The sequence below is a fragment of the Micromonospora matsumotoense genome (genome assembly GCF_900091525.1).
GTDB classification, from domain to species: Bacteria; Actinomycetota; Actinomycetes; order Mycobacteriales; family Micromonosporaceae; genus Micromonospora; species Micromonospora matsumotoensis.
Genome location: NZ_FMCU01000002.1, coordinates 306822 through 324351 on the forward strand (window position 1 = coordinate 306822; position 17530 = coordinate 324351).

The following is a 17530-nucleotide window of genomic DNA, read 5'->3' on the forward strand; positions in this document are numbered from 1 at the left end:
CGCACCGGCATGATCGAATCGGCGCGTAGCATCGTGGCGGTGGAGTCCCGTCCCCGTGCGCCGCGCCGGCCCCGCCGGCGTACCGGCCTGACCGTCGGCCGGGTGTTCGGGGTGCCGCTGCACCTCAACCTGTCGATGCTGCTGCTGACCCTGCTGGTGACCGTCACCTACGCGGAGTTCGCCCGGGAGCGCCTCGGGCTGTCCCCGCTCGGCGGTTACCTGATCGGTCTCGGCTTCGTGGTGTCGCTGCTCGGCTCGGTCCTGCTGCACGAACTGGGGCACGCGCTGACCGCCCGGCGGTACGGCATCGGTGTGCGCGGGATCACCCTGGAACTGCTCGGCGGCTACACCGAGATGGACCGGGACGCCCCCAACCCCCGGGTGGAGCTGCTGGTCGCGCTGGCCGGCCCGGCCGTCTCGGCGCTGCTCGGCGGGATCGCGGTGGCCGCCACGCTGGCCATCCCCGACCACACCCTGGCCCACCAGCTCGCGCTGCAACTGGCGTTGAGCAACGTCATCGTGGCCGTGTTCAACATGCTGCCCGGCCTGCCCCTGGACGGCGGCCGGGCGCTGCGCGCCGTGCTGTGGCGGCTCACCCGGGACCGGCACCGGGCCACCGAGGTCGCCGGCTGGGTCGGTCGGGCCGTCGCGGTGGGCACCGCCGGGCTGGTCGTGCTGCTCACCGTGCAGCGGGTCCTGGTGCCGCTGGCGTTACCGCTGATGCTGCTGGTCGCGGTCACCCTGTGGCGGGGCGCCGGCCAGTCGATCCGGTACGCCCGGATCAGTCGCCGGGTGCCGCTGGTCGACCTGGGCCGGCTGGCCCGCCCGGTCTTCGCCGTGCCCACCGGCACGCCGCTGGCCGAGGCGCAGCGCCGGCACGCCGCGCAGGGCCCGCCCGGGTCCGCCGTCCTGGTGGTCGACGGTGCCGGCCGGCCGGTCGCCCTGGTCGACCCGGCGGCGGCGGACGCCGTACCGGTGGATCGTCGACCCTGGCTGGGGGTGGACGCGGTGGCCCGACCGCTGGCCGCGCTGCCGACCCTGCCGCTCGGGCTCGACGGCGAGCGGCTGATGGCGGCCGTCCAGGCCCACCCGGGCGCGCGGTACGTGGTGACGGCAGGCGAAGATGTGGTCGGCGTTCTGCACATCGCGGATCTCGCCCAGGTCCTCGAACCCACACGGAAGATGAACAGGTGACCGCAGCACATCCCCCCGTACTCCCGGCCCGCAACGGCACCCCGACGCCCACCGTCACCGCGGAACTCCCCCCGGTGCACCGGGGGGAGTTCCGCCCCGGTGACCGGGTGCAGCTGACCGACCCCAAGGGGAGGATGCACACCGTCACCCTGGAGCCCGGCAAGGAGTTCCACACCCACCGGGGCATCCTGGCGCACGACGCGCTGATCGGGCAGCCCGACGGCAGCGTGGTCAGCACCGCCGGCGGCGGGACGGCGTTCCTGGCCCTGCGTCCGCTGCTGTCGGACTACGTGCTGTCGATGCCGCGCGGCGCCCAGGTGATCTATCCGAAGGACTCGGCGCAGATCGTCGCGATGGGTGACATCTTCCCCGGCGCCAAGGTGCTGGAGGCCGGCGCCGGCTCCGGGGCGCTGAGCTGCTCGCTGCTGCGTGCCGTCGGCACCGGCGGCGAGCTGCACTCCTACGAGATGCGCGACGACTTCGCGCAGATCGCCCGGCGCAACGTGGAGGCGTTCTTCGGCGCGCCGCACCCCGCCTGGCGGCTGCACGTCGGCGACGTCGCCGACTGCCCGGAGACCGGGTTCGACCGGATCATCCTGGACATGCTCACCCCGTGGGAGACCCTCGACATGGTCGAGCGGGCGCTGCTGCCCGGTGGCGTGTTCATCGGCTACGTGGCGACCACCCCGCAGCTGTCCGAGCTGGTCGAGGCGCTGCGCGAGCGGGGCGGCTGGACCGAGCCGCGGGCCTGGGAGTCGATGGTGCGGGACTGGCACGCCGAGGGGCTCGCCGTCCGACCCGACCACCGGATGATCGCGCACACCGCGTTCCTGGTCTCCGCGCGTAAGCTCGCTCCGGGCGTCACCGCGCCGCCGCGCCGCCGCAAGCCCAGCAAGGGTGCCGAGGCGTACGCCGAACGCAAGCAGGCGCTGCGCGAGGCGGCGGCGGCCCGGGAGGCGGCAGCGCAGGCCGCCGCCACGTCGTCCGTCGGGGCCGACGAGGTGGACCGGCCGTGACGGCGGATCGGAGCAGCTGGGCGTGAACGGGCAGAACCCGACGGCCGGTGCGGGCCGACGGTGCGACCTGGGGGAGTGGGCATGAGTCGGCCGGGTTTCGGCGGCGGTGAACTGCCGGCCGTGTTCCCGGACTGGTCGCCGTACCAGGATCTGGAGTCGGCGGCGCGCGCCTACCTGCGCGACCCGGACATCGCCCTGGAGGCGCTCGGGGGGGTGCTGCGCGGCGCCTCGGTGCTCGGCTTCACCCTGGAACGCTTCGTCAACGAGGTCAACGGGGTGTGGCAGGAGGTCGTCGTCTGTGACGGCAGCCGACTGGTGCTCTGGCACGGCGAGGACGTGCCGCCGGGGGAGGGCCCGCCCGGCTCGATGACCTCGTCGCTGCGGGTGGTGCCGGTCTCCACGGTCACCGAGGTCGGGTGCCGACGCCGGCTGACCCGGGCCGACAACGGCGAGGTACGGGTCGACAGCATCGACGTCTACCTGCTGCTCACCTCGCTGGACGAGGCCCCGCCCGGTGACGAGATGGTCGGTGCGCCCCGGCACGACGCGCTGCGCTTCGGCAAGACCCTCGACGACGGCGGGGCCGGTCAGATCGCCCGGCTGGAGGAGTTCGCCCGGCTGGTCGCCTCGGTGGTCGGCCGCCCGCTGCTCTGACACCGCCGACGGGGCGTGGACGGTGGCGGCCGTCGCCCACGCCCCGTCGATCCGTCACGTGACGGGCCGGTGCCGGAGCGCCGGCTCCCGGAGTGGCTTCTCCTGTCGTGCCGTCTTGGGCCGCGGCGGGTCGGCTTTCGGACTGTCGCTGCCGGCGGTGCCCGGCCGCCGGGGCTGGTCCGCCCGCCCGGTCAACCCCGGGAGCGCCCGCGGGTGATCAGCCCTGCTGGCGGATGGCCGGCCCGGTGGTCGCGCGGTGGCCCGGGGCGGTCAGTCGTCCGTCGCCTCGGGGCCGGCGACCTCGACGCCGTCGCTGCCGCGCACCACGTGGATGCAGTCGCCGGGGCACTCCTTCGCGGAGTCGATCACTTCCAGCCGCAGGTGTTCCGGCACGTCGACCCGGCTGCCGGGGGCGAGCCGCAGCTCGCCGTCGGTGCCCTTGACGTACGCCAGGCCGTCGATGTCGAACTCGAAGACCTCCGGCGCGTACTGCACGCAGAGCCCGTCACCCGTACAGAGATCCTGGTCCACCCAGACCTGCAACTGGTCGGTCGCGACGTCGGTCACCCGGCACCCCCCATGTTCTCCCGGCCCACCCCACGACGGTACCCGAACGGCCGGACCCACCCCTCAGGCGTACCTTGGCGATCAAGGTTCAGTGACGAGGGCGTTGCGTGGGACCGAATCGGCCTCATAGCGGCTAGTGTTAGGGCAGAACGTTCAAGCCCCCCGGGGAGGTGGGACGTGGCACGCAGCGACGACGCGGACTCGCGCGCCGCACGGTGGGAGAAGGAGGCCCACGATCTCTCCACGCAGGTCGCGTTCCTTCAAGAGGAACTCGCTCTGGTGCGGCGCAAGTTGACCGAAAGCCCCCGACACGTCCGGCAGCTCGAAGAGCGGCTGGCGGCCACCCAGGCACAGTTGGCGCGGCTCACCGAGAACAACGACCGGCTCGTGAGCACCCTCAAGGAGGCTCGCGCGCAGATCGTGACGCTCAAGGAGGAGATCGACCGGCTGGCACAGCCGCCGTCCGGCTACGGCGTCTTCCTCGCGCGACACGACGACGGCACGGTGGACATCTTCACCGGCGGACGCAAGCTCCGGGTAGCCGTCTCACCCTCACTGGACGCCGAGGAGTTGCGGCGTGGCCAGGAGGTCCTGCTCAACGATGCGCTCAACATCGTCGACGCGTTCGGCTACGAGCGGGTCGGCGAGGTGGTGATGCTCAAGGAGATCCTCGCGGGTCCCGAGGGCAGCCCGGGTGACCGGGCGCTGGTGGTCTCGCACTCCGACGAGGAGCGCATCGTCCACCTGGCCGACACCCTGATCGGCACGTCGATCAGGGCCGGCGACTCGCTCATGATCGAGCCCCGCTCGGCGTACGCGTACGAGCGGATCCCGAAGAGCGAGGTCGAGGAGTTGGTGCTGGAGGAGGTGCCCGACGTCGACTACACCGACATCGGCGGCCTCCAGTCGCAGATCGAGCAGATCCGCGATGCGGTGGAGCTGCCCTTCCTGCACGCCGACCTGTTCCGGGAGCACCAGCTCCGGCCGCCGAAGGGCATCCTGCTCTACGGTCCGCCGGGCTGTGGCAAGACGCTGATCGCCAAGGCGGTGGCCAACTCGCTGGCCAAGAAGATCGCCGAGCGGCTGGGCAAGGACCGGCACACCAGCTTCTTCCTCAACATCAAGGGTCCGGAGCTGCTCAACAAGTACGTCGGCGAGACCGAGCGGCACATCCGGCTGATCTTCCAGCGGGCTCGGGAGAAGGCCGGGGAGGGCACCCCGGTCATCGTGTTCTTCGACGAGATGGACTCGATCTTCCGGACCCGTGGCTCCGGTGTCTCCTCCGACGTGGAGAACACCATCGTCCCGCAGCTGCTCAGCGAGATCGACGGTGTCGAAGGCCTGGAGAACGTGATCGTGATCGGCGCCTCCAACCGGGAGGACATGATCGATCCGGCCATCCTGCGCCCCGGCCGGCTCGATGTGAAGATCAAGATCGAGCGTCCGGACGCCGAGGCGGCCAAGGACATCTTCTCCAAGTACATCCTCGCCGGGCTGCCCCTGCACCCGGACGACCTGGCCGAACACGGCGGCGCGCCACAGGCCACCGTGGCGGCCATGATCGACGCGGTCGTCCTGCGGATGTACTCGGAGACCGAGGAGAACCGCTTCCTCGAGGTGACCTACGCCAACGGTGACAAGGAAGTCCTCTACTTCAAGGACTTCAACTCCGGCGCGATGATCCAGAACATCGTCGACCGGGGCAAGAAGATGGCGATCAAGGAGTTCCTCACCTCCGGGCGCAAGGGGCTGCGGTTGCAGCACCTGCTCGACGCCTGCGTCGACGAGTTCCGGGAGAACGAGGACCTGCCCAACACCACCAACCCGGACGACTGGGCCCGGATCTCCGGCAAGAAGGGCGAGCGGATCGTCTACATCCGTACGCTCGTCTCCGGCGGCAAGGGCACCGAGGCCGGCCGCGCCATCGAAACCGCCAGCAACACCGGCCAGTACCTCTGACCGGCTGATCGGACGGGCCCGCGACGCGACGCGTCGCGGGCCCGCTCGTGTGCGTCACCCACTGTTACCCGGACCACCCCGCGTCGGACGGGTGGGACGCCGGACACGTGGTTAGACTTCCCCGACCGCGTAGTCGACTCCGAGGAACCGCGTGCCGCCCGAGCTCTCCGTCGCCGATCCGCCGCTGTCCCCGGCGGTGGATCAGACGCCCCCCACCGTCCCGGCGGGCCGGCCGGCCCGCCGCTGGCGGTGGATTCCCCTCCTGCTGGTCGCCCTCGCGGCCGCGTGGGCCGTACCCCTCGCCGGGCACGCCCTGCACCGGGACTGGCTCCTGCCCCCGGTCGTGCTGATCGCCACGGCGAGCGTGCTGCGTGGTGGTCGAACCCTGCTCGACCGGCTGATGCTCGCCCTCGGCCTGCTGCTCGGCCTGGCCGCCATCGGTGGCCTGATCTTCCCGATCTGGCCCTGGGGGATGCGGCCGGTGCCGCTCACCGGGGTCGCCCTCACCGCGCTCGTCCTCGCCGCCGCCACGCTGCGCCGCCGCCCCCGGCTGCCCCGGCCCGGCTGGGCCGACCTGTTCCCGCTGGCCGGTGCCGCCGCCATGGTGCTCTACCTGCGGCAGCCGTGGCAGCGCGCCACCGACCTCGCCGACCGGCTCACCGTGCTCGGGACGGGCGAGGACAACTGGCGGCACCTGGCGCTGTTCGATGCCATGAGCCGCCTCGACGGCTACACCTTCGTCGACCCGGCCGCCGCCCGGGAGCAGATCACCGCCCAGCTCATCTACTACCCGCAGGGCTGGCACCTGATCACCGCCCTGCTCGACGGCTTCCTGACCCCCACCGCGCCGCGCGCCGACGACCTCGTCGCCCACTACTTCGGTTGGACCATCGCCGGGTTCGGGCTGTTCACCCTCGTGCTGGTCTGGGCCGCCCAGCGGCTCTCCGGCCCGATCCACCTGCTGCACCGCACGGTGCTGACGGTCGTCGTCGGCGCGCTGGTGCTCGGCACCCAACTGCCCCGCCTGCTGCACGCCGGCTACCCCACCGAGGTGCTCGGGCTGACGCTGACCGTGTTGATCGCCACGCTGGTCGCCCGGCCGGTCCCCGGCACCCGGGAGCAGGTCGTGCTGCTGTGCACCCTGCTCGCCGCCGTCGGGTTCAGCTACTACCTCTTCCTGCCCGCCGCCGCCGTCCTGGTCCTCTGCTGGGTGCTCACCCACTGGCGGGAGGCGCTGCGCCGGTGGTTCACCGTGCTGACGGTCGGCCTGGCCGGCGCGGCCCTCGCCCTGATCGCCCCGTTGCTCGGCGTGCTGCGGGCCGGGCAGACCGAGGCGCTGGTCATCGGCTCGTCCCAGGCGGTCGAGGGGTGGCGGGCGCTGATCTGGCTCGGTGGCATCGTCGGGGTGGCCCTGCTCGTCCAGATCGCCCGCGCCGATCCGGCCTGGCGGCGTTGGCTGCTGGTCTGTGTGGTCGGCGCGGCCCTGCCCCTGACCATCGCGCAGATCAACACCGACGCCGGGGTGACCCCGGGCTACTACTTCGTCAAGGGCACCCACCTGGCCACCGCGTTGCTCATCGTCGGCACCGCCGCGGTGGTCCGGCTGCTGCCGGTGCCCCGGCCCGCCCTGAGCTGGCGGGGGGTCGCCAGCACGACGGCGGGGGTGCTCGCCGCGGCGCTCACCATGACGGTCGCGGTGGCGCTCTGCGGGGTCACCGGTTGGCACCGCAGCCTGCTGGTGGTCGACGAGCAGACCTGGGCGCAGCGCTGGGTCCACCAGGACCTCACCCTGCCGTCCAGAGTGGCGTGGGTGTGCGCCGATGCCCAGCAGCGCTATCCCGAGGTCCCGGGCACCACCACCCTGGTCATCGACCGGGGGCCGGTACGGTCCTACCTGATCTCACTCTGCCTGTCGGCGTTGCACGGCACCACCGCGGCCACCGACCCGGGCATCTACAGTCTGCCGTTCCTCGAACCGGACCGCACCGACATCATCGTCCGGCGGGTGGCCGGCCCGATCCGGTTCATCACCTCCGATCCCAAGGGTGAGCGCCGGGTGCACCGGATGCTGCGCGACGAACCCGCCCTGCGGCACCGGCTCAGCTGGGTGCCGTTGACGGTCCCCGAGTGCGAGGTGGCCCCCTCCGACGAGCCGCCCCCGTTGACTCCGGAGACCCCGACACCCGACCCGGCCGAAGCGGCATGCCCCCTTCCCCGGTAAGGCGGACTACGCTCGACGTGACGGCGGACCGGGTGAGGCGAGCGGAGCGGGTAGGTCGATGAGCGTCAGAAGGATCATGGGCACCGAGGTCGAGTACGGGATCTCCGTGCCCGGCCAGGCCGGAGCAAACCCGATGGTCACCTCGTCCCAGGTGGTCAACGCGTACGGCGCGCGCCCGGAACTCAACCGTGGCGGCCGGGCCCGCTGGGACTACGAGGAGGAGTCGCCGCTGCGCGACGCCCGGGGGTTCACCTATTCCGGGGCCGCCTACGACCCGGCGGAGGCGCTCGCCGACGAGGATCTCGGCCTGGCCAACGTGATACTCACCAACGGTGCCCGGCTCTACGTCGACCACGCCCACCCGGAATACTCCACCCCCGAGGTGACCAACCCCCTCGACGTGGTGCGGTGGGACAAGGCGGGGGAGCGGGTGATGGCCGAGGCGGCCCGACGGGCGGCCTCCATTCCCGGCACCCAGCCGATCCACCTCTACAAGAACAACACCGACAACAAGGGCGCCAGCTACGGCGCGCACGAGAACTACCTGATGCGGCGGCAGACCCCGTTCGCCGACATCGTGGCGTACCTGACGCCGTTCTTCGTCACCCGGCAGATCGTCTGCGGCGCCGGCCGGGTCGGCATCGGGCAGGACGGCGGCCAGAGCGGCTTCCAGATCTCCCAGCGGGCGGATTTCTTCGAGGTCGAGGTCGGCCTGGAGACCACCCTCAAGCGGCCGATCATCAACACCCGCGACGAGCCGCACGCCGACGCCGACAAGTACCGCCGGTTGCACGTCATCATCGGCGACGCCAACCTGTCGGAGATCTCCACCTACCTCAAGGTGGGCACCACCGCGCTGATCCTCACCATGATCGAGGAGAAGGCGCTCGGCGCCGACCTGGGCATCGCCGACCCGGTAGCCGAGCTGCGCGCGGTCAGCCACGACCCGTCCCTGACCCACCGGATGCGGTTGCGCGACGGTCGCCGGCTGACCGCCCTGGACCTCCAGTGGGCCTACTACGAGCGGGTGCGTTCCTTCGTGGACGAGCGGTACGGCGCGGACGCCGACGCGCAGACCCTGGACGTGCTGGAGCGTTGGGAGCGGGTGCTGGACCGGCTGGGCCGCGACGTGTTCCTCTGCGCCGACGAGCTGGACTGGGTGGCCAAGCTGCGGCTGCTGGAGGGTTACCGGGAGCGGGAGAAGCTGGGCTGGGGCTCGCACAAGCTCCAACTGGTCGACCTGCAGTACTCCGACGTACGGCCGGAGAAGGGCCTCTACCACCGGTTGGTGACCCGGGGGTCGATGAAGACCCTGCTGGACGGCGAGCAGACCCGTCGGGCGATGACCGAGCCTCCGGAGGACACCCGGGCCTACTTCCGGGGCCGCTGCCTGGCCCAGTACGCCTCCGAGGTGGTCGCGGCGAGCTGGGATTCGGTGATCTTCGACGTGGGCCGGGAGTCGCTGGTCCGGGTGCCGATGATGGAGCCGGAGCGGGGCACCCGTCAGCACGTCGGCGCGCTGTTCGACAGGTGTGACACCGCCAAGGATCTGCTGGAGACCCTGACCGCCGGCTGACCCGACCGGTGACGGTGGCCCGTCGTGCGTCGGATGCCGGCGCGCGGCGGGCTTTTCGTCGTCTCCGCGAGGTAAGTTCATCGCAGACGATCGTGGAGGAGGCAGCGAGATGGCTTCACAAGAGGGCGGCCAGACCCAGTCGGGCAAGTCGCACCAGGCCGAGGAGATCGACGACGTCACCACCGAGGCCAACCCGGAGGTCGCCGAGCGGCACGCCGAGATCACCGAGGACGTCGACGACCTCCTCGACGAGATCGACTCGGTCCTGGAGGAGAACGCCGAGGAGTTTGTGAGGGGTTACGTACAAAAAGGAGGTCAGTGAATAAATCAGGGCGAAACGGACATGCCGCTCCCCTTGGATGATCAGAACGGCCGTCGTCGTTGCCGCGACTGCGGGGAATGGAAGCCGCTCGGCGAGTTCTGTGCGAGCAGCAAGCGTCCCAGCGGTCGTGGCAGCTACTGCAAACCCTGCTTCAACAACCGTTCGACGGCCAGTTACGCCAGACGGGTCAAGGAGAAGCACGGCCGAGAGGTGTGGCTCACGCGGGAAGTTCCGGAAGGTCATCGTTTCTGCGCCGACTGTGGAACCGTCAAGCCTGTGGTCGACTTCCCCCGTAACCGGGCCGACAGTACGGGCTATGCCACGTACTGCAAGCCGTGCCACCACAGCCGCACAAAGGAAGTCAGGCAGCGGCTCTACGGCGGTAGCCGCGAGTACCACCTGCGCCGCCGCTACGGGATCGGCGAGGAGGAGTTCCAGGAGTTGCTCGCCGAGCAGGGCGGTGTCTGCGCCATCTGCGGCGCGGAAGATCCTCAACATCTGGACCACGATCACCGCACCGGATGGGTGCGCGGGATACTCTGCTTCAACTGCAACGGTGGTCTTGGCCAGTTCCGTGACAGTCGCACGAGGCTGGCCAGGGCGATCACGTACCTGAGAGGAACCACGTGGCAGCGGGCTTTGATCCATCCGGGCGTCTACCAGATGTGTTCACCAACGCGGGGACGTCCTCCTTCACGACCTTCCTGAGTCGGGTGGCCCCGGAGATGCTGCCCGGCCGCCGGCCGTTGCCACCGGGCATGGCCGCCGACCTGGCGCCGCACGCCACCACCATCGTGGCCATCTCGGCCGCCGGTGGCGTGGTGCTGGCCGGCGACCGACGGGCCACCATGGGCAACCTGATCGCGCAGCGGGACATCGAGAAGGTGCACCCGGCCGACGCGTACTCGCTGGTCGGCATCGCCGGAACGGCGGGCATCGGCATCGAGCTGATGCGACTGTTCCAGGTGGAGCTGGAGCACTACGAGAAGATCGAGGGCGCGATGCTCTCCCTCGACGGCAAGGCCAACCGGCTCGCCTCGATGATCCGGGGCAACCTCGGCGCGGCCATGCAGGGGCTCGCGGTCGTCCCGCTCTTCGCCGGCTTCGACCTGGCCGCCCGGGATCCGGCCCGCGCCGGGCGGATCTTCAGCTTCGACGTCACCGGTGGCCCCTACGAGGAGACCGGCTACGACGCGATCGGCTCCGGCTCACTCTTCGCCAAGTCCGCGCTCAAGAAGCGGTACCGCACCGGCGTGTCCATCGACGATGCGACCCGGCTCGCCGTCGAGGCGCTCTACGACGCCGCCGACGACGACACCGCCACGGGCGGCCCGGACCTGATCCGTCGGATCTACCCGGTGGTGATGACGGCGACCGCCGAGGGCACCCACCGGCTCACCGAGGCCGAGACGGCGGCCATCGCCGAAGGCGTCGTCGCCGGGCGGGCGGAGAACCCGGGCGGCTGACCCGCCGCCACGTCCACCAGCCAGCAGTCGTCAGCACAGCGCCAGAAGGAGAACCGCCGCCGTGGCCATGCAGTTCTACGCCTCGCCCGAGCAGATCATGCGCGACCGCTCCGAGCTGGCCCGCAAGGGCATCGCCCGGGGTCGCAGCGCGGTGGTCCTGAGTTATACCGGCGGGGTGCTCTTCGTCGCGGAGAACCTCTCCAGCGCCCTGCACAAGGTCAGTGAGATTTACGACCGGATCGGCTTCGCCGCCGTCGGCCGGTACAACGAGTTCGAGAACCTGCGCCGCGCCGGGGTGCGGATGGCCGACCTGAACGGCCTGAGCTACGACCGGCGCGACGTGACCGGCCGGGCCCTGGCCAACGCGTTCGCGCAGACCCTGGGCGCGATCTTCACCGAGCAGTCCAAGCCGTTCGAGGTGGAGATCTGCGTGGCGCAGGTTGGTGCCACGGCCGATGAGGACGAGCTGTACCGGCTCACCTACGACGGGTCGGTCAACGACGAGCCGGGCCGGATGGCGATGGGCGGCCAGGCCGAGGCGATCACCGGGGTGCTCAAGGCCGACCACCGGCCCGACATGTCGCTCAGCGAGGCGGTCCAGATGGCCATGAAGGCGCTGAGCAGCGTCGGCGGGGAGGGCGGCGCGGCCCGTACCATCGCGGCCAACCAGCTCGAGGTGGCGGTCCTGGACCGGGGCCGGATCGGGCGGACCTTCCGCCGGATCACCGGGGCGGCGCTGACCGCGCTGCTGGAGGGTGACCCGGCGGGAGATCTCGCACCGGCCGAGGGCCGGGCCGAGACCCCGACGGTGCCGACCGAGGAGGCGCACAAGCCCACCACCTCGGCCGGCTCGGCCGACCTGGAGGGCCAGCCCCAGGAGAAGCCGGAAGCATAGCGACACCGGAACGCCGCAGGGGCCGAAGAGTGCTCTTCGGCCCCTGCGGCGTTCCGTCACCCGTGTCGACAAGCCACCCCGTGCCGACTCTGGCGGGGTGGAAGGCGGATCTTGGAGCGTTTCGGCCCTTCTGGGGGCCCTTCCTTCCAAGATCCGTCCAGGGGTCAGGTCCACGATCCGCCGGACTCCCTTCGACGTCCGGCGGCGGTGGGCATCCGGCGGCGACGAGCACCCGGAGGTGACGGCAGTCCGGCGACGGTGGGAGCCCGGAGGCGGCGAGGCCCAGGCGGTGGAGGGCCGGGGATTGGTCAGGACCGGCGCAGCAGCGGCTTGGCCAGGGCCCAGTAGCCGGCGGCGATGACGTTGAAGATGCCCATCCCGGGTGGCGACTCGACGTTCGACGGGTCGACCTTCGCGGTCATCAGTTCGGCGATGACCCCGTCCGGGACCATCCGCTCCTGCTGGAGCTGCCGCCGCCGGGCCCGCACCCAGGCCCGGTGGGTCCACAGCCAACCCCAGCCGCGCGCCTTCTCCTGCCCCCAGCCGCCGAGTAGCGCAGCCACCAGCATCGCCGCCTCGGTGAGCAGCAGCATCGGCGTCAGCACCACCAGGGTCCGCGTCTCGTACGCGGTGAGCAGCGAGATCAGCCGGTTGCGCTCCAGCAGGTAGTGCTTGAGCTTGTTGCGGGAGAACTCGTAGTGGTGCACCACCACCGCGTCCGGGACGTACTCCTGGCGCAGCCCGCGCTGCCACAGCCGCAGGCTGATCTCGGTGTCCTCGTGGTAGGCGAAATACTCGGCGGCGAAGCCGTCCAGCTCCCGCCACAGCGCCCGGTTGATCACGAAGCAGCAGCCGCTGATCGACGGCACCGTGGTCCGCCGGGCGTGCGCGCTGGCGGGCTGGCCGTTGCCACCGGCCCAGGAGAGCCCGATGTAGTGCAGCGGGTTGCCGGACGTGTTGATCAGATCGGGGTTCTCGGCGAGCCGGATCGAGGCCATCACCGCGCCCACGCCGGGCTCACCGGCCACCGCCACCGTCCGGGCCAGCGCGTCGGGGGCGACGATGGCGTCGGAGTTGACGAAGGCCAGCCACTCGCCGGTGGCCTCGGCGGCGCCGACCCGGCAGCCGCCGGAGTAGCCGGTGTTCTCCTCCGGCCGGACCACCCGCACCCCGGCGAAGCCCTTGACCACGTCGATGCCGTCACCGGTGCAGCCGTTGTCGACCACGATCAGCTCGATCTCGACGTCGGTGCTGGCCAGGACGGCGCGGGCGGCGTCGACCAGATAGGGCTCGGCACCGTAGGCGAGCATCACCGCGGACACCTGGGGGCGGGTCATCTACAGACCTCCGGAGACGCCGGTGGCCACCACGTCGTCGAGCGGCCGGGAGGGGGTGGGGGTGGTGGGGCGGGTGCCCCGGCGCAGCAGCAGGACGGCCATGGTGGCGGCCACCACGACGGAGCCGACGGCGTAGGCCAGCTCGACGCGGAGCGCGACCGGGGCCGGCACGACCGTGACGGCGAGCAGGGCGGCCACCCCGATCATCCAGGAGACCGCCTGGGCGCGGTGCCGGTCCAGGGCGAGCAGGGCCTGGCCGAGCACCATCGCCCACAGGTAGGCGAGGGTGCCGACGGCCAGCCAGGCGAAGTCGCCGTGGCCGAGCACGCCGGGGGCGTCGAAGAGCCGGCGGACCAGCCACGGGCCGAGGGCCACCGCGCCGACTGCGCCGGTGACGCCGAGGGCGGTGACCACCCCGAGCGACCGGCGCAGCAGGCCGTGGAAGCCGGCGACGTCGCCGGTGGTCGCGGTGGTGGCCAGGCCGGGCAGCAGCGACGCCTGCATCGAGCCGAAGACGAACAGCGGGATGCGCACCAGCACCAGGGCGGAGAGCAGCGCACCGGCGGTGGCCACGTCGGCCGGGTCGATCAACCGGGCGTTGATCACGCCGATGTTGACCACGACCTGGGAGAGCAGGCTGGAGACGGTGAGCAGGCCGAGGCCGCGCAGCAGGGTTCCCCAGGCGACGGGGACGCCGCCGCCGACGGCCCGCAGCACCGGGGGGAGGGTCACCAGCACCGACAGCAGCGGGGCGACGACCAGCACCGCGCCGTACCAGACCGGGTCGGTGACGCCGCTGATGCCGAGCCCGGCGACCAGCACGATGCGCAACCCGCCGTCGACCCCGAGCTGGGTGCCGTACCAGGGGAAGAGCTGCAGGCCGGACAGCACGCCCCGGGTGGTGTAGGCGACGGCCATCGAGACCAGCGCGCCGATCAGCACGGCGACCATCGTGGCGTCGCCGGCGAAGAGCCGGTCGGTGAGCGTCCGGTAGCCGGCGAGGGTGACCACGACCAGCAACGCCAGGACGGCGGCGGCGACGGTGGCTCCCCGGGCCAGCACCGGCCCGGGGGGCAGCCCCTGGCTGCGGCGGGCGGCGACGACCCGGGCCACCTCCTGCTCGACGGGGATGAAGACGCCGATGCCGAGGGTGAACACGATCGACCAGAGCACCGACAGCGAGGAGTAGTCGGCGAGGTCGAGGGCGTGCCCGGCCACCGCGAGGTGCACGTAGGAGGCGAGCCCGAGCAGGGCGAGCCCGCCCCCGACGGCGAGGGTGCCGGGCGGGACGAGGTGGAGCAGTCGCCGCATCACCGGCGGATGAGCGCCAGGGTGAGCACCGCGAAGGCCCGGCCCAGGTAGATCATCGCCTTGGCGGGGGAGTGGCTGGGGGTGCCGGCCATCCGCTTGCGCATGGCCACCGGCACCTGACGGATCCGGTAGCCGCGCCGGGCGGTGTGCACCAGCGTCTCCACCGTGTCGCCGAGGTACTCCGCCGGGTACCAGCGGGCGAACATCTCGATGACCCGCCGGTTGGCGGCCCGGAAACCGGAGGTGGTGTCGGTCAGTTTGGTCTTGGCGACCCGGGAGAGCACCCCGGACAGCATGACCATCGCCCAGCGCCGGGGACCGCGTACGGAGTAGTCGCCCTCGCCGGCGAACCGGGCGCCGATGACCAGGTCGTTGTCGTCGAGCAGGTCGACCAGCTTGGGCACGTAGCGCGGGTCGTGCTGGCCGTCGGCGTCGATCTGGATCGCCACGTCGTAGTCGTTGTCGCGGGCGTACCGGTAGCCGAGCCGCATCGCCCCGCCCACCCCGAGGTTGTACGGCAGCTTCGCCACCCGGGCGCCGGCGGCGGCGGCCACCGCGGCGGTGCGGTCGGTGGAGCCGTCGTCGACCACCAGCACGTCGACGCCGGGCAGTTCACCGCGGACCTCGCCGACCACGTCGGCGATCGACCCGGACTCGTTGAGCGCGGGGATGATGATCAGGACGCGCTTGCCGTTAACCATCGTGGGACACCAGTTCGTCTCGGCCGGCTGCGGTGGTCCGGGCGGCTTCGGTGAGGCGGGCGGCGCGCTCCGCGTCGATCTGGGCGCGGAGCAGGGCGAAGTCCTCGGCCAGGGTCCGGGTCTCCTCTTCCAGGGCGCTGACCTCCCAGCTCAGGTGCACGCAGACCAGCAGCAGGAAGACGATGCCGAGGAAGAGCACGAGGCTGACGCCGGAGACCACGCCGAAGAAGCCGGCCACGTTGTCCAGCAGTCGGGGGAACAGCGACAACGGGATCACGATGACCAGGACGCCGAGCCAGAGCATGCCGTACTTCTCGCGGAGCTGCCGACGGCGCAGCAGCTCGACGATGGTGGCGAGCAGGATCAGTCCGGTCAGACCGGTGACGAGGGTGAGCTTCATGCGACCTTCCACGGGGCGGGTGCAGTGGGGGAGTCGAAGGCGTCGGACAGCGCGTCGCGCCAGTCCGGCAGCGGGGGCAGGCCGGCCTCGGCCCACCGGTCGTGCCCTAGCACACTGTACGCCGGTCGCGTGGCAGGACGCGGAAACCGGTCACTGGTGGTGGGTCGGACCCGGTCGGGGTCGAGTCCGGCCAGGGTGAAGGCGGCCCGGGCCAGGCCGTACCAGGTGGTCCGGCCGGTGCAGGTGCCGTGGTAGATCCCGGCGGGGGCCCCTCCGGCCAGGGCCGCGTCGGCGAGCGCCACCAGCCGGGTGGCCAGCGCGTACGACCAGGTGGGTTGGCCCTGCTGGTCGTCGACCACGTCGAGGTGCTCGCGGGTGGCGGCCAGGCCGATCATGGTGGTGACGAAGTTGCGGCCGTGTGCCCCGTAGAGCCAGGCGGTCCGCACCAGGTAGCCGGTTTCGGGGAGGAATCGGGCCACGGCCCGCTCCCCGGCGAGCTTGCTGCGGCCGTACGCGTTGATCGGGTCGGTGGGGGCGTCCTCGGCGTACGGGGTGTCCGCGTCGCCGGCGAAGACGTAGTCGGTGGAGACGTGCAGCAGCCGCGCGCCGTGCCCGGCACAGGCGCGGGCCAGGTGGGCCACCCCGTCGCCGTTGATCGCGGTCGCCGCCGCCTCGTCGCGTTCGGCACCGTCGACGTCGGTCCACGCGGCGGCGTTGAGCACCACGTCGTGCCTGGCGACGGCGGCCCGGACCGCCTCGGCGTCGGTGATGTCGAGGTCGGTGCGGGTGGCGGCGGTCACCTTGAGGTCGCTCCGGGCGGCCAGCACGGCGAGCAGGTCCCGGCCGAGCATGCCGCCCGCGCCGGTGACGAGTACCCGGGTCATGCGGCCGGCGCCGTCTTCAGCGGCTCCCACCAGGCCCGGTTGTCCCGGTACCAGGCGACGGTCTGGGCCAGGCCCCGGTCGAGGTCGATGCTCGGGGCGTACCCCAGCTCGGTGTTGATCTTGCTGATGTCCAGCGAGTAGCGGCGGTCGTGGCCCTTGCGGTCGGTGACCGGGACGACCCGGTCCCAGCCGGCGTCGCACGCCTCCAGCAGCCGGCCGGTCAGCTCCTTGTTGCTCAGCTCGGTGCCGCCGCCGATGTGGTAGACCTCACCGGCGCGGCCGGCGTGCGCCACCATCGCGATGCCCCGGCAGTGGTCGTGCACGTGCAGCCAGTCCCGGACGTTGCCGCCGTCGCCGTAGAGCGGCACGGTGCCACCGTCGAGCAGGTTGGTGACGAACAGCGGGACGACCTTCTCCGGGAACTGGTACGGCCCGTAGTTGTTGGAGCAGCGGGTGACCACCACGTCCATGCCGTGGGTCCGGTGGTAGGCCAGCGCCAGCAGGTCGGAACCGGCCTTCGAGGCCGAGTACGGCGAGTTCGGGGCGAGCGGCCAGCCCTCCGTCCAGGAGCCGGAGTCGATCGAGCCGTACACCTCGTCGGTGGAGACGTGCACGAACCGGCCGGTGCCGTGGCGCAGCGCGGCGTCCAGCAGGGTCTGGGTGCCGAGCACGTTGGTGGTGACGAACGGGGCGGCGCCGGCGATCGACCGGTCGACGTGCGACTCGGCGGCGAAGTGCACGATCACGTCCTGGTCGGCGACGACCTCGTCGACCGTCGCCGGGTCGCAGATGTCGCCCCGGACGAACCGGAGCCGGGGGTCCTCGCGCACCGGGGCGAGATTGTCCAGGTTGCCGGAGTAGGTCAGCTTGTCCAGCACGGTCACCGTGGCGGGTTCGACCGCGGGCACGCCGGAAGCGTCGCCGCCGGGCACACCCAGCAGCATCCGTACGTACTCCGACCCGATGAATCCGGCTCCGCCGGTGACGAGAATCCTCACGGGGACGGAAGTGTACGCGCATCGGCCCG

At 71.7% G+C, this 17530-nt stretch carries 17 protein-coding genes; 10 read left to right on the top strand and 7 right to left on the bottom strand.

Features of this window, described 5'->3' with window-relative positions; translation table 11 throughout:
• The first annotated feature begins 39 nt into the window (after positions 1-39).
• From GA0070216_RS05070 to GA0070216_RS05080, 3 genes are all read left to right on the top strand, one after another.
• On the top strand, positions 40-1194 hold the full coding sequence (locus tag GA0070216_RS05070) for a site-2 protease family protein (RefSeq protein ID WP_091240862.1): 1155 nt from the start codon (positions 40-42) through the stop codon (positions 1192-1194).
• 74 nt (positions 1195-1268) lie between these two features.
• The gene (locus tag GA0070216_RS05075) at positions 1269-2210 is read left to right on the top strand and encodes a tRNA (adenine-N1)-methyltransferase (RefSeq protein ID WP_091240860.1); all 942 of its coding nucleotides are present in this window, start codon (positions 1269-1271) and stop codon (positions 2208-2210) included.
• An 81-nt stretch (positions 2211-2291) separates the two neighbouring features.
• Positions 2292-2864 carry a hypothetical protein gene (locus tag GA0070216_RS05080; RefSeq protein ID WP_091239677.1) on the top strand — a complete coding sequence of 191 codons (573 nt, stop codon included), beginning with the start codon at positions 2292-2294 and terminating at the stop codon, positions 2862-2864.
• Positions 2865-3134: 270 nt separating this feature from the next.
• Here the strand turns inward: GA0070216_RS05080 and GA0070216_RS05085 are convergent, their stop codons facing one another.
• A complete protein-coding gene (locus tag GA0070216_RS05085) occupies positions 3135-3431 on the bottom strand; it encodes a ferredoxin (RefSeq protein ID WP_091239680.1) in 297 nt (98 codons plus the stop codon).
• A gap of 177 nt (positions 3432-3608) precedes the next feature.
• On the opposite strand from GA0070216_RS05085, the gene arc reads away from it, so the two are divergent.
• The 7 genes from arc to prcA all read left to right on the top strand — a co-directional run bounded on the left by arc (position 3609) and on the right by prcA (position 11870).
• Positions 3609-5390: a proteasome ATPase gene (gene arc, locus GA0070216_RS05090; protein ID WP_091239684.1), complete on the top strand. Its 1782-nt coding sequence runs from the start codon at positions 3609-3611 to the stop codon at positions 5388-5390.
• A gap of 151 nt (positions 5391-5541) precedes the next feature.
• Positions 5542-7611: a hypothetical protein gene (locus tag GA0070216_RS05095; RefSeq protein WP_176738839.1), complete on the top strand. Its 2070-nt coding sequence runs from the start codon at positions 5542-5544 to the stop codon at positions 7609-7611.
• Positions 7612-7669: 58 nt separating this feature from the next.
• Entirely contained in the window at positions 7670-9187 is a 1518-nt protein-coding gene (gene dop / locus GA0070216_RS05100) for a depupylase/deamidase Dop (RefSeq protein WP_091239687.1), read from the top strand.
• Positions 9188-9296: 109 nt separating this feature from the next.
• Positions 9297-9509 (top strand): ubiquitin-like protein Pup, encoded by a 213-nt coding sequence (locus GA0070216_RS05105; protein WP_091239691.1) that lies wholly within the window; start codon positions 9297-9299, stop codon positions 9507-9509.
• Between the two features lie 33 nt (positions 9510-9542).
• Entirely contained in the window at positions 9543-10217 is a 675-nt protein-coding gene (locus GA0070216_RS05110; protein WP_245722308.1) for an endonuclease VII domain-containing protein, read from the top strand.
• Entirely contained in the window at positions 10136-10975 is an 840-nt protein-coding gene (prcB, locus tag GA0070216_RS05115) for a proteasome subunit beta (RefSeq protein WP_176738840.1), read from the top strand. Before GA0070216_RS05110 ends, prcB begins: the two co-directional genes overlap by 82 nt.
• 61 nt (positions 10976-11036) lie before the next feature.
• Entirely contained in the window at positions 11037-11870 is an 834-nt protein-coding gene (gene prcA, locus GA0070216_RS05120) for a proteasome subunit alpha (protein WP_091239700.1), read from the top strand.
• 308 nt (positions 11871-12178) lie between these two features.
• Here the strand turns inward: prcA and GA0070216_RS05125 are convergent, their stop codons facing one another.
• Genes GA0070216_RS05125 through rfbB form a run of 6 tightly spaced genes read right to left on the bottom strand, consistent with a single transcriptional unit; the run spans position 12179 to position 17501 of the window.
• Complete coding sequence (locus GA0070216_RS05125; protein WP_091239703.1) at positions 12179-13207, bottom strand: glycosyltransferase family 2 protein; 1029 nt, start codon at positions 13205-13207, stop codon at positions 12179-12181.
• Positions 13208-14518 carry a lipopolysaccharide biosynthesis protein gene (locus GA0070216_RS05130; protein WP_245722309.1) on the bottom strand — a complete coding sequence of 437 codons (1311 nt, stop codon included), beginning with the start codon at positions 14516-14518 and terminating at the stop codon, positions 13208-13210.
• Positions 14518-15219 carry a glycosyltransferase family 2 protein gene (locus GA0070216_RS05135; protein ID WP_091239707.1) on the bottom strand — a complete coding sequence of 234 codons (702 nt, stop codon included), beginning with the start codon at positions 15217-15219 and terminating at the stop codon, positions 14518-14520. Before GA0070216_RS05135 ends, GA0070216_RS05130 begins: the two co-directional genes overlap by 1 nt.
• On the bottom strand, positions 15212-15619 hold the full coding sequence (locus GA0070216_RS05140) for a DUF2304 domain-containing protein (protein WP_245722310.1): 408 nt from the start codon (positions 15617-15619) through the stop codon (positions 15212-15214). Before GA0070216_RS05140 ends, GA0070216_RS05135 begins: the two co-directional genes overlap by 8 nt.
• Complete coding sequence (rfbD, locus tag GA0070216_RS05145) at positions 15616-16503, bottom strand: dTDP-4-dehydrorhamnose reductase (protein WP_091239710.1); 888 nt, start codon at positions 16501-16503, stop codon at positions 15616-15618. The genes GA0070216_RS05140 and rfbD overlap by 4 nt, the downstream gene beginning before the upstream one ends.
• Positions 16500-17501 (bottom strand): dTDP-glucose 4,6-dehydratase, encoded by a 1002-nt coding sequence (rfbB, locus tag GA0070216_RS05150; protein ID WP_091239715.1) that lies wholly within the window; start codon positions 17499-17501, stop codon positions 16500-16502. The genes rfbD and rfbB overlap by 4 nt, the downstream gene beginning before the upstream one ends.
• Between the last annotated feature and the right edge of the window lie 29 nt (positions 17502-17530).

Bases quoted from the DNA above. Each gene is read 5' to 3' on its own strand.
- GA0070216_RS05080 (WP_091239677.1), top strand. From the start codon at position 2,292: ATGAGTCGGCCGGGTTTCGGCGGCGGTGAACTGCCGGCCGTGTTCCCG.
- dop (WP_091239687.1), top strand. From the start codon at position 7,670: ATGAGCGTCAGAAGGATCATGGGCACCGAGGTCGAGTACGGGATCTCC.
- GA0070216_RS05105 (WP_091239691.1), top strand. From the start codon at position 9,297: ATGGCTTCACAAGAGGGCGGCCAGACCCAGTCGGGCAAGTCGCACCAG.
- GA0070216_RS05125 (WP_091239703.1), bottom strand. From the start codon at position 13,207: ATGACCCGCCCCCAGGTGTCCGCGGTGATGCTCGCCTACGGTGCCGAG.
- GA0070216_RS05130 (WP_245722309.1), bottom strand. From the start codon at position 14,518: ATGCGGCGACTGCTCCACCTCGTCCCGCCCGGCACCCTCGCCGTCGGG.
- GA0070216_RS05135 (WP_091239707.1), bottom strand. From the start codon at position 15,219: ATGGTTAACGGCAAGCGCGTCCTGATCATCATCCCCGCGCTCAACGAG.
- GA0070216_RS05140 (WP_245722310.1), bottom strand. From the start codon at position 15,619: ATGAAGCTCACCCTCGTCACCGGTCTGACCGGACTGATCCTGCTCGCC.
- rfbD (WP_091239710.1), bottom strand. From the start codon at position 16,503: ATGACCCGGGTACTCGTCACCGGCGCGGGCGGCATGCTCGGCCGGGAC.